The organism is Actibacterium naphthalenivorans (genome assembly GCF_014196965.1).
Classification (GTDB): Bacteria; Pseudomonadota; Alphaproteobacteria; order Rhodobacterales; family Rhodobacteraceae; genus Actibacterium_A; species Actibacterium_A naphthalenivorans.
In genome coordinates this window covers 1-13,926 of the sequence record NZ_JACIEQ010000013.1, presented here as the reverse complement: position 1 = coordinate 13,926, position 13,926 = coordinate 1, and the positions used below count along the sequence as shown (strand labels likewise).

At 59.1% G+C, this 13,926-nt stretch carries 15 protein-coding genes; 14 read left to right on the top strand and 1 reads right to left on the bottom strand.

The annotated features are described in order from the left end of the window. Positions 1–38 precede the first annotated feature (38 nt). The 6 genes from GGR17_RS18505 to GGR17_RS18480 all read left to right on the top strand — a co-directional run bounded on the left by GGR17_RS18505 (position 39) and on the right by GGR17_RS18480 (position 5,927). Positions 39–749, top strand: a complete 711-nt coding sequence (locus GGR17_RS18505; protein ID WP_054540703.1) for a fumarylacetoacetate hydrolase family protein — start codon at positions 39–41, stop codon at positions 747–749. Next, a complete protein-coding gene (gene maiA / locus GGR17_RS18500) occupies positions 746–1,393 on the top strand; it encodes a maleylacetoacetate isomerase (RefSeq protein WP_054540702.1) in 648 nt (215 codons plus the stop codon). The genes GGR17_RS18505 and maiA overlap by 4 nt, the downstream gene beginning before the upstream one ends. A gap of 66 nt (positions 1,394–1,459) precedes the next feature. Next, positions 1,460–2,704 (top strand): CaiB/BaiF CoA transferase family protein, encoded by a 1,245-nt coding sequence (locus tag GGR17_RS18495; RefSeq protein ID WP_054540701.1) that lies wholly within the window; start codon positions 1,460–1,462, stop codon positions 2,702–2,704. Beyond that, complete coding sequence (locus tag GGR17_RS18490; RefSeq protein WP_054540700.1) at positions 2,701–3,564, top strand: hydroxymethylglutaryl-CoA lyase; 864 nt, start codon at positions 2,701–2,703, stop codon at positions 3,562–3,564. The genes GGR17_RS18495 and GGR17_RS18490 overlap by 4 nt, the downstream gene beginning before the upstream one ends. A gap of 171 nt (positions 3,565–3,735) precedes the next feature. Beyond that, positions 3,736–4,980: a cytochrome P450 gene (locus tag GGR17_RS18485; RefSeq protein ID WP_054540699.1), complete on the top strand. Its 1,245-nt coding sequence runs from the start codon at positions 3,736–3,738 to the stop codon at positions 4,978–4,980. Between the two features lie 89 nt (positions 4,981–5,069). Then, the gene (locus GGR17_RS18480; protein ID WP_038068048.1) at positions 5,070–5,927 is read left to right on the top strand and encodes a fumarylacetoacetate hydrolase family protein; all 858 of its coding nucleotides are present in this window, start codon (positions 5,070–5,072) and stop codon (positions 5,925–5,927) included. Between the two features lie 58 nt (positions 5,928–5,985). Here the strand turns inward: GGR17_RS18480 and GGR17_RS18475 are convergent, their stop codons facing one another. Beyond that, complete coding sequence (locus tag GGR17_RS18475; RefSeq protein ID WP_054540698.1) at positions 5,986–6,510, bottom strand: MarR family winged helix-turn-helix transcriptional regulator; 525 nt, start codon at positions 6,508–6,510, stop codon at positions 5,986–5,988. A gap of 383 nt (positions 6,511–6,893) precedes the next feature. Here GGR17_RS18475 and GGR17_RS18470 point away from each other — a divergent pair, with 383 nt between their 5' ends. The 8 genes from GGR17_RS18470 (at position 6,894) to GGR17_RS18435 (ending at position 13,659) form a co-directional block, all read left to right on the top strand. Beyond that, entirely contained in the window at positions 6,894–7,217 is a 324-nt protein-coding gene (locus tag GGR17_RS18470) for a 2Fe-2S iron-sulfur cluster-binding protein (protein WP_037209930.1), read from the top strand. Positions 7,218–7,262: 45 nt separating this feature from the next. Beyond that, positions 7,263–8,327, top strand: a complete 1,065-nt coding sequence (gene gtdA / locus GGR17_RS18465) for a gentisate 1,2-dioxygenase (RefSeq protein WP_054540697.1) — start codon at positions 7,263–7,265, stop codon at positions 8,325–8,327. 83 nt (positions 8,328–8,410) lie between these two features. Further along, positions 8,411–9,406 carry a dihydrodipicolinate synthase family protein gene (locus GGR17_RS18460; RefSeq protein ID WP_038068042.1) on the top strand — a complete coding sequence of 332 codons (996 nt, stop codon included), beginning with the start codon at positions 8,411–8,413 and terminating at the stop codon, positions 9,404–9,406. Next, positions 9,403–9,999 carry a 2-hydroxychromene-2-carboxylate isomerase gene (locus GGR17_RS18455; RefSeq protein WP_054540696.1) on the top strand — a complete coding sequence of 199 codons (597 nt, stop codon included), beginning with the start codon at positions 9,403–9,405 and terminating at the stop codon, positions 9,997–9,999. The genes GGR17_RS18460 and GGR17_RS18455 overlap by 4 nt, the downstream gene beginning before the upstream one ends. 33 nt (positions 10,000–10,032) lie before the next feature. Then, the gene (locus GGR17_RS18450) at positions 10,033–10,938 is read left to right on the top strand and encodes a VOC family protein (protein ID WP_054540695.1); all 906 of its coding nucleotides are present in this window, start codon (positions 10,033–10,035) and stop codon (positions 10,936–10,938) included. Positions 10,939–11,037: 99 nt separating this feature from the next. Further along, entirely contained in the window at positions 11,038–12,243 is a 1,206-nt protein-coding gene (locus GGR17_RS18445) for an NAD(P)/FAD-dependent oxidoreductase (RefSeq protein ID WP_054540694.1), read from the top strand. 77 nt (positions 12,244–12,320) lie between these two features. Continuing rightward, positions 12,321–12,983, top strand: coding sequence for an OmpW/AlkL family protein (locus GGR17_RS18440; RefSeq protein ID WP_082386789.1), 663 nt, complete (start codon positions 12,321–12,323; stop codon positions 12,981–12,983). Positions 12,984–13,050: 67 nt separating this feature from the next. After that, on the top strand, positions 13,051–13,659 hold the full coding sequence (locus GGR17_RS18435) for a glutathione S-transferase C-terminal domain-containing protein (protein ID WP_038068037.1): 609 nt from the start codon (positions 13,051–13,053) through the stop codon (positions 13,657–13,659). Positions 13,660–13,926 lie beyond the last annotated feature (267 nt).

Here is a 13,926-nt window from a genome sequence, read left to right as displayed (position 1 = left end):
CGCTGAATTACGACCACGAGGAAAGGACAATAACCTCCATGAATTACAGCTTCCCGCTGCCTCCTGCCGTCAGCCTGCCTATCGCCGGTCGGGACGAGCGTTTCCCTGTGCGTCGGATCTTCTGCGTCGGACGCAACTATGCCGAGCATGCACGAGAGATGGGCAAGGATCCGGATCGCGATCCGCCGTTTTTCTTCACCAAACCCGCCGATGCCGTTGTCGAAGATGGGCAGGTCGTCGCCTATCCGCCCGAAACGCAGAACTTCCACTATGAAGCCGAACTGGTGATCGCCATCGGCAAGGCTGGCACGGATATTCCCGAGGAACAGGCGCGCGACCACATCTTCGGCTACGCCATCGGCAACGACCTGACGCGACGGGACTTGCAGCTTGCTGCCCGTGCGGCAGGACGGCCCTGGGACTGGGGCAAGGCGTTTGATCGCTCGGCGGTGATCGGTTCGATCCACACTGGCGCGCCGGTCGGCAAGCCCGAGCAGGGCCGGATCCAGTTGACGCTAAATGGTGCCGTCAAGCAAAGCGCCGATCTGCAAGACCTGATCTGGTCGGTGCCAGAGATCATCTCGATCCTGTCGCAGTCAATGGAGATCCGGCCCGGCGATCTGGTGATGACAGGCACGCCTGCGGGCGTCGGCGCGATGCAGGTGGGCGATGTATGCGTCGTCTCGATCAGTGGGCTGGGCGAGATTACCACGACCATCGGGCCGCGCGCGAAGGGACACGTCGAATGACCTTCCGCCTTCATAATTTCTTCCGCTCATCGACCTCGACGCGGCTGCGCGCTGCCCTCAACCTCAAGGGCGTCGCCTATGAATATGTGCCCTATGCCCTGCGCAAAGGTGAAACCCGTACGCCCGAATTCCTGGCGCTGAACCCCGCCGGACTTGTGCCGGTTCTGGAAAGCGACGATGGCCAGGTTCTTGTGCAGTCGCTTGCCATCATCGAATGGCTCGACGAAACCCAACCCGGACCGCGGCTCTTGCCTGAGGGGGCAGACGGGCGGGCACGTGTGCGCGCGCTTTCATACATGATCGCCTGCGAGATCCACCCCCTGAACAACCTGCGCGTCCTGACTCGCCTGACCGAGCAATTCGGTGCCGACGAGGCTGCTCAGAAAGCCTGGTTCACGCAATGGGTCGAAACCACCTTTGATCCGCTTGAAATCATGCTGGCGCAGGACAGTCGCACCGGGCGTTTCTGCCATGGTGATACGCCGGGGCTCGCGGATTGCTGCCTCTATGCCCAGGTCTGGAACAACCAACGTTTCGACATTGATACAAGCCGTTGGCCCACCATCGCGCGGATATTCGATGCAGCCGATGCGCTGCCCGCTTTCCGTGAGGCCGCGCCAGCACACCAACCAGATGCGGTATGACGCAACACCAACAGAAGCCGGACACTCCTGAAGCGAGCGAGACGCCGGATATCTCGACGAGGACACATGAACACCAGACCAGAAGCCCCGCCACCCCTTAGCGGCCTCCGCATTGTCGAAATCGGCCACTTCATCGCCGCTCCGTTCGCCACTCGCATTCTCGGCGATCTTGGTGCCGAGATCATCAAGATCGAACCGCCCGATGGGGATCCTGTGCGGGGCTGGGGCGCGCAATCCAACGGCGCGTCACTGTGGTGGAGCGTTCATGGCCGCAACAAGCGTTCGGTTGCGGTTGATCTCAAAAGCCCCGAAGGAGTCGAGGCCGTGGGACGCATCATCGCGCGCTCTGATGCGCTGATCGAGAATCAGCGCCCCGGGGGTCTGGCGCGTCTCGGCTTCGATCGTGAAAGGCTGCAGGAGCTGCGGCCAGGTCTCGTAGTGGCCCATATCTCGGGTTACGGACAGACTGGCCCATTGCGTGACCGCGCCGCTTTTGGCGTCATTGGCGAGGCGATCGGCGGATTGCGTCACCTGACCGACCATCCTCCTGGCACCACCAATCTGCCGCCGCCACGCGTCGGCATCAGCATCGGCGATTCCGTTGCCGGACTTTACGCAGCGATCGGCGTTCTCGCCGGTCTTTTGCGCCGAGACGGTCGGACGGGCAGCGGCGGAGCCGAGGATGGGGACATCAGCACCGTCGATGTAGCGCTTACAGAAGCCGTGCTGTCGCTCACGGAAGGGATCGTCACGGAGTACGGTGCGCTCGGCCTTGTGCGCCAACCCGTCGGCGCGCGCATCGCGTCGGCGGCTCCCACCAGCGCCTATCCTTCGGCAGATGGCCGTTGGGTCATTGTCGCTGCGAATTCAGATCTTCTGTTTCAGCGGCTGACAGCGTTGATCGGGCGCGAAGATCTGGCGGTACGGCCGGAGTTGCAGACCAATGCGGGCCGCCTCAAACACGTCAACGAACTCGACGAGGCCATTTCTGCCTGGTCCAGGCAGTTCGATGCCGGTCGACTGACAGAGCTTCTGGCCAAGGCAGACATCCCTTCGACGCTGATCTACACCGCTGCGGAAATTGCCGATGATCCGCAGTTCCGCGCCCGCGGCATGGTGCGCGAAGTCAGCGACCCGCTACATGGCGACCTGCTTCATCCCGGCATTGTGCCGCATTTCCCCGATTCCCCTGGCACGATCCGCTGCACCGGCCCGGAGGTCGGACAAGATACCGCAGCCGTTCTGGCAGAGATCGCGGGCTACTCGCAGGATGAAATCAAGTTGCTCTACCAGAAGGGAGTAATAGCATGACCGCCGTCCAGATCGTTGAAGTTGGTCCCCGCGATGGCTTTCAGAACATCGGCCCCTTCATCCCGACCGAGACCAAGATCGCCGTGATCCGCGACCTTGCCGCTGCAGGATTGAAACGGATGGAGATCACCTCCTTCGTCAGTCCGCGCGCCATCCCTCAACTCGCCGACGCCGGCGAGGTTCTGGCCGAGGTTCTGGCCCAGGGTCATGTCGTGCCGCAGGTCCTGGTTCCCAATGCCCGCTATGGCCTGAAGGCAATCACGGCGGGAGCGGAGTTTCTGTCCTATGTCATCTCGGTCTCGGAAAGCCACAGCCGTTCGAACGTGCGCGCCACGCCGGATGAGGCCCTCGCCGATTACGCCCGGCTTGTCGCTGAGGCGCCCGATGGGCTGCGGCTGCGGTTCAACCTCGCCACCGCATTCCATTGCCCGTTCGAGGGGGTGACACCTGCCAACGCCGTGCTCGATCTTCTGGAACGCGCGCTGGAAATCTGCCCCGATGCCGAGATCTGCCTATGCGACACGACTGGCCGCGGCGAACCGGCGCAGGTCGCGGAATTGTTCAGGGCGGCGATGGCGCGCTTTCCCTCCGTTTCCGCTTGGGCGATGCATGCGCATGATACCTACGGCCATGGCACGGCGAATGTGCGCGCGGCTTATGATCAGGGTGTACGCGTCTTCGATTCCGCGATTGGTGGGCTTGGCGGCTGCCCTTATGCTCCCGGTGCCAGCGGCAACGTCGCCACCGAGGATGTCGTGAGCCTGTTCCGGGATTGCGGCGTTGAAACCGGCGTGGACCTTGCAGCCCTTGCCCCGATCGCCGCATTCGTCCAGGCCCTTCCGGGCGCGACTTGCGGCTAAAGGCAGATCGCCGCAGAGGAGCGTGCCGCGCATGTGGGGGGAGCGCGAAAGGCTGAAGCTTCATCTTCTGACATGGACAAAAGCAAGGGCGTGTCCAAGTTGAAAATTGACAGCATGCTTACGAATGCCTATGTTACAAGTGGTTCATTGATGTGGAATACAGGGGGAAAAATGACCGAAGCCGCGAGAATTGATCAAACAGACTCTGAGAAAGCGCAAGCTTTCAATCTATTGGCTCCGCCGGATGACTATTTCGACGATCCGAGCAAGTATTTTCGCCTGTTGCGCGATGGTGATCCTGTTCACCGGCAAGCAGATGGCACAGTTCTTCTGACGCGCTATGACGATGTGCGTCAGGTTTGGCGCGACCTGTCAGGTCTCGTTTACAAGGGCGAGTACTTTGAGAAGAAATTTGGCAAGGGCCCCCTGCTGGAGCATCACACATCGACGATGCTCTTCCGTGACAACCCCGATCACGACCGGTTGCGCGATATCGTCAACCCCTTCTTCTCTCAGACATCCATCAAGTCTCTGACGGACTTTACCCAAGACGTGATTGACCGTGAAATCAAGAAGGTCAAGCAAATGGGCGAGTTCGACTTCGTGCGCGATTTCGCTTTCCGCATCCCGGTTGCACTCATTTGCAGGGTCATCGGCATTCCGGTTGAAGATGCTGACTATATCCAGGGCGTGGGGCGCAAGGTGCTTTTCCCGCTCAACCCGCAGGTGTCGGCCGAAGCGATCAAGCAAGGCCATGAAGCGGTAACGGAATTCATGGGCTATCTCCTGCCATTTCTCGACGAGATCAAGGCGCGCCGCACGATCGACCCGAGCGAGAGCATCCTCTGCGCAATGGCTGCGGCGCAGCGAAATGGCGTTGAGGTCAGTGACGCCGAAATTCTTCACATGTGCATCGTGACGCTCAATGGCGGCCATGAGACCACGACAAACCTCATCTCTCAGTCGATGCATTTCCTGATGGATGACCCCGAGAGCAAGCGTCAGCTGGTCGAGGGTGAGGTTGCTCTGCCCACGGCACTCGAAGAGTTGATCCGCTTCATCACGCCGCTCCAGCTTCAGGGGCGGCGAACGACGAACGATGTGGAACTTGCCAGTGGTAATGGCACGATCCCGGCGGGCACCGAGGTGGTTCTTGCCCAGGCTTCGGCGAACAGGGACGAGCGTGTGTTCGAAGACCCCGACAGGCTGAATTTTGCGCGCCGTCCGAACAATCATGTCGCGTTCGGTGCGGGGATCCATGTCTGCCTCGGTCGGCCGCTTGCCAGGATGGAGGCCCCGATCGCCCTTGCGTCCGTGCTGAAGGAGCTGCCGACCTTGGTGCGCAACGGCGAAGCTCGCTTTCAGCACAACACACGGTTCAGAGGTCTGGAAGAACTCCCCGTGCGTTTGGCTTGATCCGCGACGACCGCTGAGAACTAGTCACCCCGGCCCGGCGACCCGACCCCAGGATCGCCGGGCCGGGTGCCCGTTGATAAGGAGAAGAAATGAAGATTTGTCGCTTCCACAAGGACCGTATCGGTCTTGTTCAGGACGATGAGGTTGTCGATGTCACCTCGGCCCTCGACCTTTTGCCGCAACTGCGCTACCCGTTGCCGCGGCATGACCCGTTGATCGCACATCTCGATCAGCTCAAGGAGGCATTCCTTGTGGCTGCCAGGACCGGAGAGCGCAGACCAGTCCGTGAACTGGCCTTCGATTCACCGGTTGCAAACCCCGGCAAGCTTGTCGCGGCGCCTGTGAACTACGTCAAGCACCTGGAAGAGGCGCGCGCGCAGAAGGATCTGCACCAGGGCAATGCAGCCCAAGTGCGGGTGATCCACGAGACCGGCCTGTTTCTGAAGGCTACCAGCAGTCTTATCGGCCCCTCCGAGCCGGTGACACTGCGCTTCCCTGATCGGCGCAGCGATCACGAAATCGAACTTGCGGTCATCATCGGCAAACGCGCCGACAGGGTGTCAGCGGAGCGCGCGCTGGAGTACGTCGCAGGATATGCGATCGGGCTTGACATGACGGTGCGCGGCGCCGAGGAACGCAGCATGCGCAAGTCCATAGACAGCTATTCGGTGCTGGGACCGTGGCTTGTAACAGCCGATGAAATCACCGATCCGTCCCAGCTCGACTTCGAACTGAAGGTTGACGGCGTCACCAGGCAGAAGGCCAATACGCGTGATCTTGTGCTGAGCGTGCCGGAACTGATCGAGATGGCCAGCCGATTCTATACACTGGAAGTGGGCGACGTCATCTTCACCGGGACTCCCGAGGGCGTCGGGCAGATTGAGCCGGGCAACAAGATCCATGCCTGGATCGACCGGATCGGCTCGATGGAAATCGACGTCACCTGACGCCAAGAAAAGCTGGCCATCTGCTTGTGGGTGGCCAGCTGCAATCGCTATGACTGTCTCAATCCATGTCGGCGTCACGTGCGGTCGGAATTGACGGTCGTGTGTTCTTGCGTGATGCATGAACAAACACTGCCATGGAAGTCAGGAACTGACGCTGCACCTCTGGATCAATTCCATCCAGGAGCAGCGACTTCAGCTTCATGACCTGAATAAACGCCTTGCCGTACAATTCCTCGCCGGCAGGGGTGATGTCGAGCAGTTTCTCTCTGCCATCCGTATCACTCTTCTTGATCGAAAGCAGCCCGCGCTTCTCAAGCGCGCCTGCAGTTCGTCCACAGCTCGCCTTGTCTATTGCGGCGCGCCGGGCAACTTCAGTCACGGACAGACTCGGGAAATTTCGCACTGTTGCGATAATGATCCAGCTCACAGGCGACAACGGCAGGCCAGCCATAGCCTCGTCGAAGGCACACAAGAAGACTTGGTAGCTACGCCGAATCAGATGCGCGGGATGGTCCTGAATGACCCGAAAATCGGAGTCGCCACCCAAGGTTTCGGGCTGTCTCCGTTCGGTATCATCTTTCATTCGCCGACCATCTTCTTTTTCATTGTTGATTGCTTATAGCATAACACCCTTCGATACCACCGACAACCTCGGGCAGCAGATGGACGTCTTTTACCCTTGGAGCGCGTTACCGGAAAACCCGGGCTCGGGTTTGGTCATGTCTGAGTCAGGGCCTTGGCCATCAATCGCTTGACTACCAGCAGCAAGATATGCATATAAGGTAGTATGCATGCTTAGTTTATGCCATTGATCCGCCTGAATGACCATGGTCAGGCGGGATTAGGCACGAAAAAGGCAGCCAAACGGAGGAATAAGTTCGTCGTTATTGTTCCAAAATGGGTGGGCAAGCCTGCCTTGAGTGGAGCAGTTTCGATTCGAACGACGTGCTGGGAGGAAGAATATCTATGTCGATCCAAGTGGTGTTCATTGATTCGATGGGAGAGCGACGTGAGGTATCGTCGCGCGAGGGGCAGTCTCTGATGGAGGCTGCGACGATGGCTGGCGTGCCGGGAATTGATGCGGATTGTGGCGGCGCTTGCGCATGCGCGACCTGTCAGGTCTATGTTGACCCCAAGTGGCTTTCTCTGCTTCCGCCGACCAGCGAAGGTGAAGCCAGTATGTTGGAGTTTGCGGCCAACAGGCAGGACAGCAGCCGGCTTGCTTGCCAGATTCGCCTGACAGCAGATCTCGATGGTCTCACCGTCACCACCCCAGAGTTCCAGTTCTGATATATGTGACGCTTTCTATCTGATCGCGCCAAACGGAGGATAAATATGTCGCTGACCGAAAAGCCTGTGGAAACAGCAGAACGAAAGATGTTCTATGACAAGATCGATAGCGGGTCCTATACCCCACTTTGGACTGTTTTGTCGAACATCATCACTCCTGAGCCCAAAAGCGGTTGCTTGCCGCACCTTTGGCATTTCGACGAAGCGAAGGCCTACCTGCTGGAAGCGGGCAGTCTGATCACGGCGAAGGAAGCCGAGCGGCGCGTCCTTGTGCTTGAAAATCCAGGCCTGCGCGGTCAGTCCCGGATTACGACGTCGCTTTACGCTGGCCTTCAGATCGTCCTGCCGGGCGAAGTTGCCCCCGCGCACCGCCACAGCCAGTCAGCTTTGCGCTTCGTGATGGAGGGCAACGGCGCGCATACGTCAGTCGATGGCGAGCGCACAGTGATGAACTTTGGCGATTTCGTAATCACTCCGCCGGGAGCCTGGCACGACCACGGCAATGACAGCGACGCGCCGATGATCTGGCTCGACGGTCTGGATATTCCAATCGTGTCGGTGTTCGACGCCTCTTTCGCAGAAGAGCATCACGCGGATCAGCAGCCAATCACCCGCCAGCCCGAAGACAGCAGCTGGCGCTACGGTGCCAACATGCTTCCGGTCGACTACGAAGCGACCAGAGTAGCGTCGCCGATCTTCAATTACCCTTACGAACGCTCGCGCGAAGGCCTCGAGCATCTTTTGAAGCAGGGTGAGGTCGACCCCTTCCACGGTATCAAGATGCGCTATGTCAACCCGGTCGACGGCGGCTGGGCGATGCCGACGATTTCGCCCTGCCTTCAACTCCTTCCGAAAGGCTTCAAGTCGCGGCCGTATCGGTCGACAGACGCAACGGTCTTTGTCGTCACTGAAGGCACCGGTCGCAGTGTGATCAATGGAAAGACTTACGAATGGGGTCCGAAGGATCTGTTCGTCGTTCCGAGCTGGCATACCGTCACGCATGAGGCGGACGGCGATGCAGTGCTGTTCTCTTACTCCGATCGCGTCTGCCAGGAGAAGCTCGGGCTTTGGCGGGAAGACCGTGGAAACGCGGTTCCGCTCGGCGCATAGTGACACTGTCCGGCATGGTGCGCCCTGGCTGCGCACCATGCCAATCCACGCAAAACAACTCACATAAATCGGGGCTTCAAGCCATGAAACATGAACTGCTCACGGTCGATGACGTGACAGGTTGCTGGGCGATCATGCCCACGCCGTCCAAGCCCAACGCGTCGGATCCGCGCGCTGAAGACACGGTCGATCTGGACGAAACGGCCCGTGTCGTCGAGGCTCTGATCGCCTCTGGTGTGAACGGGATTCTTTCTCTCGGCACCCTGGGAGAGGGAGCCACGACAACATGGCAAGAGAAGCAAGCCTTCATGCGCACGCTGGTCGAAGCCGGTCGCGGTCGCATTCCCATCTTCGGCGGGGCGACCGCCCTTAACACCCGCGACTCCATCAGCATGACCCGTGCCGCGCGCGAGATCGGGCTTAACGGGGTGATGATGGGGCCGCCGATGTGGGTTCAGCCTGATGTGCCGACAGCAGTTCAGTTCTTTCGTGATGTGGCCGAGGCGTGCCCGGACATGGCTATCTGTGCATATGCCAACCCCGAGGCATTCAAGTTCGAGTTCCCGCGTGCTTTCTGGGCGCAGATCTCCGAAATTCCGCAGATCGTATCTGCCAAGTACATAAACACGGCAGCGCTCTATACGGACCTGAACCTGACCAAGCGCCGCATTCGACTGATGCCGCTTGATGTGGACTATTACGCCGCCGCCCGGCTCGACCCCGAACACTGCACGGCGTTCTGGACCAGTGGCGCGGTTTGCGGGCCAGCACCTGTGATCCAGCTTCGCGACCTTGTGGCCAAGGCGGTAGAGACTGGCGATTGGACCCAAGCCAAAAAACTGACCGACAGGATTGGTTTGACCTATCGGACCCTCTTCCCCAACGGCTCGTTCAAGGAATTCTCGGTCTATAACATCGGCATCGAGAAGGCCCGTATGGATGCGGCAGGTTGGATGGTCGCTGGACCTTGCCGTCCGCCCTACCACCTGGTTCCCGCAACGGCTCTGGAAGGCGCGCGCGAGTCCGGGCGTCAATGGGCAAAACTCGCTGCGGAGCTTGAGGCGGAGAGCGGCAAGTGACCGGTCGGCATCTTGACTTCTACTTCGATTTCATGAGCCCCTTCGCTTATCTGGCCTTTCACAAGGTGCCGGGGATCTGCAAGCAATACGGTCTGGAGTTTCGGCCCCATGTCGTGAACCTGCCGCAACTCAAACTCATGGCGGGGAATACCGCACCACCAAATGTCAGCCTGCCGTTGAAGATTCGCTATTTGAGCAAGGATCTCAACCGTTGGGCTGAGGAATATGGTTTGCCTTTGACCTTTCCGAAGTCACTCGCGTCCGAGAAGCTCAACAAGGCTTTTCTTTATGCAATGGCGAAAGGCGAGGGAGAAGCCTTCATCCGGACTGCGTGGGACCGGGTCTGGGGAGAGGGTGCAGACTTGGCTGACCCGGCGTTGCTGGATGAATTGGCGAAGCAGTTCGGCTGGAATCCCGATGTTCTGTCGGCTTGGGTTTCATCGAAGGATGCTACAGACCAATACGAGGCGAGCACGCAGGCCGCGCATGAGGCAGGTGTGTTTGGTACGCCCACGATGATTGTGGGTGATCAGATGTGGTGGGGGAATGACCGCATCACATTTATGGAAAGAACGCTCCAGCAGGAGCTTTGACATCAACGCCAACCATCCATAGGGAGGAATAGTATGGCTCTTCAAAAACTGTCGCACGCGCACTTGCGGGTTAAGAACCTCGAGGAATCGGTGCGGTTTCACACCACTGTACTGGGGCTTGAGGAAATTGCTCGGCAAGACGGTACTGTTTACCTGACCTGTGGGACCGACGGAACTTTCGATGTGGCCGTGACCGAGGGTGGTACCGGCGTCATCAGCTTTGCGATCGCTGCGGATGATGAGGATGACCTCAATCGCTACAGCAAGCGGGTTTCCGATGCCGGCGTCCAGGTCCGGGAGATGACGGACTGCGATCCGGGTGTCGAGAAGATCATCGAATTCGACCTGCCGCCCCAAAACCAGAAGATGCAGATTGCATTGCTGCGGTCTGAAGCGCGCAAACACTACTATAACCCGGCTGCTCGCAAGGCCAACCACCTGAGCGGTCTGGCGCCGCTTGACCTCGACCATATCACGCTGCGCGTCGGTCCGGATGCGACCCAGACGATCGAATTCCTGCGCAAGCATGTCGATTTCTATGCCTCTGACATTGTCGAGTTCCCCGGAGGCGCAGGGCGTCTTGCGGCCTGGATGCATGTCGGCGACTATCACCATGACGTCGCAATGTTTGCGGGCGCGCCGCATGAGACGCTCGACCATCTCGCATGGACGATCCCGAACATGGAATACATGAAGCTCATGCTCGATCAGGTCGCACGCGGTGGGGTCATGACGGAAGCAGGCCCGGGTCGGCACGGTGTAGGCTCGAATCTCTACTCCTATTTCTTCACGCCGGATGGCAACAGGTATGAGCTTTCGGGGGAAATGCCGCGTTGTGTGGACCACAAGGCAGGCCCGTTCATCTGGAGCGCGGACAAGCCGGGCATCTTCAGCTCGTGGGGGGCTCCGTTCCCCGAGAGCTTCAAGGTGGGTTCCTAACTCAGGACAGTGCCGCGCTGCGGCGCTGACAAGTAATCAACAGATGACGCGCGGCACAGGTCTGCGCGTCATCTGTATCATGGTCTGAGGAAAACTCCGATGGAACGTATCATCATCATAGGCGGTGGTTTGGCTGCGGTCTCCGCGGCGAAAACGCTGCGAACAGAAGGCTTTGAGGGCACTGTCACGGTCCTCTCCGAAGAAGGGCAGTTCCCTTATGACCGCCCGCCGCTGTCGAAGGCGGTTCTTCAGGGTACGGCAGATGCACAGAGCACTTGCTTGCTGAACGCCGAGGCCGCGCAAAATCTTGGCATCGACCTTCAGCTCAACCAACGCGTCGAAGCAATCGACCGCGACGCGCATGTGGTACGGCTCTCTTCGGGAGCAAGCCTGCCCTATGACCGCCTGCTGATCGCGACCGGAAGTCGCGCCCGCATGCTTGATGGCCCCTTCGCGGGAAAAGCCAATGTTTTCTATCTGCGTACGATTGCTGATGCCGAGCGTTTGCGCGCGCAAATGGTGCCTGGAAAGCGGCTTTTGTCGATTGGCGCGGGTTGGATCGGTCTTGAAGTCGCAGCAACAGCCCGAAAAAGCGGGATGGAAGCGGTGGTCGTCGAACTGGCCGACCGGCTTTGCGCCCGCAGTCTGCCAAAGGATGTCGGTGTCGCTTTGGCTGATGTGCACCGTGGCAATGGCACCGTGATCCATCTGAATACCTCAATCGTGACGGTAGGCGGAGATGACCGGGTTGAAAGCGTGACTCTGTCAAACGGGGAAACGCTGCTGGTTGACATGGTCGTCGTCGGGATCGGCGCGATTGCGAATGATGCGATCGCGCGGGAGGCTGGCCTGGAGACGGGCAATGGCATCATCGTAGATGAATTTCTGCGCACGTCCGACCCGCTGATTTTTGCGGCCGGGGATGTGGCGGCTATGCGGGTTGGCGGTGGCCAGCCGACACGGATGGAATCCTGGGCCAATGCGCAGGACCAGGCCGCTGCGGCCGCAAGAAACTTGCTGGGGAAGAGGGAGCCCTATGCAATCAACACCTGGTTCTGGTCTGATCAGTACGACCTCAACATTCAGATGATCGGCGATAACCAGCCCGCTGGGGGAACTTTGCTTGTGCGCAAGGGCGAAGGAAAGTCGTTCACCCGTTTCTCGGCCATCGGTGATCGGCTGGTCGGTGCCATCTGTTTCGGCGCGCCCCGCGACATGGCGATCGTTCGCCGCCTCATGTCGAAAGGCTACGCAGTGACTGACGACTCGCTGATCACAGCACCAGACCTTCGTAAGCTACTGTAAGCACAAAAAGATACCCAACCAGGCGAAGACCTGGGCAACGCCATCACCAAAAAGTCCAACACATAGGGAGGAAAACTATGTTTAAAACTTACTATACGGCAACACTCAGCGCTTGTCTGGCTCTAGCCCAAACTTGCGCTGCCCAAGCACAGGATGCAGACCAGAACGGCTGGTATCTCCGGGGGGGGCCCGTGGGGATATACTTCAGCCCCGGTGCCGAACTGTCGGTCGGAGGTGCGCCATTCCCCGGCGCCGATGTTTCGGTCGACGACAACTACTCGCTCAGCTTTGATATCGGCTATCGCATCAACCCTCAGCTTTCCGCCACCTTCACATTCGGAATCCCACCCACCGCAGAGATTCGCGGCGAAGGAAGCCTTGCTGGGGCCTATCTCGGGGATGTGACTTACGCACCTGCGATTCTCGCACTCCAATACCGCATTCCGACCCGTAATCGGAGGTTCGAGCCCTATGTCGGCGCGGGCATCAACTATACCATCATTCTGGATTCGGACGGGCGCGATGTGGCCGGCTTCGAGGCGGAAAATGCTTGGGGTGCCGTTCTACAGGTCGGTTTCGAAAGCATGATCAATGAGCGGATGGGTATGTACTTCGACGTCAAGAAAATCTGGCTCGATGCTGACGTCAGTGGCACATTGGGCGTCGGCGGGCCGTCAGCGACAGGTAGTGCGACGCTCGATCCTCTGCTTGTCGGAACCGGTCTGGTCTGGCGCTTCTGAGACATATACTCCGTCTGCAGTTTCAGGGTACCTGTGCTGAAACACAAAGGAAGGAAACACTGTGAAAATGGAACTCTACTACATACCTGCGGCCTGTTCGTTGGCTGCTCACATCAGTTGTCTGGAGGCGGAGATACCCACGACTTGCCGAATGGTCGTGATGGACCCGGCGGGAAACAAGGTCGATGGTGAGGACTATAGCAAGATCAACCCACTGGGTCTGGTCCCCACCATCGTCGATGGCGAGACCAAGATCTCTGAGGCTGCCATAGTGCTGCAATACATTGCGGACAAGGCAGACGGAAAACTCGGCAAGGTGACGGGAGATGAGCGTTGGAAGCTTCTTGAAACCCTGAACTTCATCTCTACAGAGCTTCACAAGACAATGGCGCCGTTGTTCCGTCCTGATCTGCCGGTCGAAGCCCGTCCTTTCTTCGAAAAAATGGCTGCCAACCGTCTGACCGAAGCAGAGAAGCGCATTGGAAGTGCCGGCTATCTTGTCGGCGACAGCTTCACCGTCGCCGACGCCTATCTCTTCACGGTGCTCGGTTGGTGCAACTTCCTCAAGATGGACATGTCTCCTTGGCCGAAGCTCGTCGAATACGCGCAGCGGATCGGTGGACGACCGGCTGTCCTGCAAGCTCTGAAAGAGGAAGGGCTCTTGTCCCCCGCCTGACGTAGGCTTGGGGTCAGGGCCTATTGATTTTGCCCGTGCGGCGTGATTCAGCCTCCTTGCGGAGGCTGAATTATGAGCAACATATTCTGACTGACGGACGCGCAAATTGTCGATGACCACCCGGTCTGGCACGCCGTTGGTGGCAATCGCACGGGTTCTGTCGCATCGTTTTGGCCCCATCGGAAGGTTTCTTCGTAGAACCACGCTAAGGAAGAACGAAGCCTGAACATGGCTTACAGCGTGGCATTTCTGATCGCCTTGTAAGCT